The organism is Olsenella sp. An290, assembly GCF_002159535.1.
Lineage (GTDB): Bacteria > Actinomycetota > Coriobacteriia > Coriobacteriales > Atopobiaceae > Thermophilibacter.
On sequence record NZ_NFIU01000040.1, the window covers coordinates 1 to 1216 of the forward strand.

1 protein-coding gene is annotated in these 1216 nt (G+C 73.5%); it reads left to right on the plus strand.

What is annotated here, in order from left to right; genetic code table 11:
• On the plus strand, positions 1-1086 hold a 1086-nt coding region (locus B5F84_RS09405), incomplete at its 5' end, for a tetratricopeptide repeat protein (RefSeq protein ID WP_143786091.1).
• Positions 1087-1216: the final 130 nt, after the last annotated feature.

Below are 1216 nucleotides of genomic sequence, written 5' to 3' on the forward strand. Positions count from 1 at the left end.
CTCGGCGACGCAGAATCCCTGCTCGAGGAGGCCGAGCGCCTCCACCGCGAGGCCGGGAGCACCCTCGGGACGGCGAACGACCTCTCGATCCGCGCCCAGCTCGCCATGCTCCAGGGCAGCCTCGGCGACGCAGAATCCCTGCTCGAGGAGGCCGAGGGGCTCCACCGCGAGGCCGGGGACGCCCTCGGGACTGCCAACGACCTCAGGGCCCGCGCCCGGCTCGCCATGCGCCAGGGCAGGCTCGGCGACGCAGAATCCCTGCTCGAGGAGGCCGAGGGGCTCCACCGCGAGGCCGGGGACGCCCTCGGGACGGCCAACGACCTCAGGGCCCGCGCCCAGCTCGCCATGCGCCAGGGCAGCCTCGGCGACGCAGAATCCCTGCTCGAGGAGGCCGAGGGGCTCCACCGCGAGGCCGGGGACGCCCTCGGGACGGCGAACGACCTGCAGGACCGCGCCCAGCTCGCCATGCGCCAGGGCAGGCTCGGCGACGCAGAATCCCTGCTCGAGGAGGCCGAGGGGCTCCACCGCGAGGCCGGGGACGCCCTCGGGACGGCGAACGACCTCTCGATCCGCGCCCAGCTCGCCATGCGCCAGGGCAGGCTCGGCGACGCAGAATCCCTGCTCGAGGAGGCCGAGGGGCTCCACCGCGAGGCCGGGGACGCCCTCGGGGCGGCGAACGACCTCTCGATCAGCGCCCAGCTCGCCATGCGCCAGGGCAGCCTCGGCGACGCAGAATCCCTGCTCGAGGAGGCCGAGGGGCTCCACCGCGAGGCCGGGGACGCCCTCGGGGCGGCGAACGACCTCAGGGCCCGCGCCGAGCTCGCCATGCGCCAGGGCAGGCTCGGCGACGCAGAATCCCTGCTCGAGGAGGCCGAGGGGCTCCACCGCGAGGCCGGGGACGCCCTCGGGACGGCGAACGACCTGCAGGACCGCGCCGAGCTCTTAGCTCTCCAAGGAGACTACGATCGTGCCCTATCGGAGCTCGCCAAGGCCGAGGAGCTATACGAGAGGATGGGCGACGGATACAGTCTCGATCTCGCCCGTGAGCTCCGCGAGTGGATTGAACAGATGGCCAACGAGGAGTAACTCCCGCCCCGCTACCCCAGCGCCACCGCCAGCCCCACGAGAACCGCGAGGAACGCCGCGTTCACGACCGTGAACCGCAGCAGGTACGCGCCCGCGGTGCCCGCGCCCTCGGCGACGACCCGCTTGTACG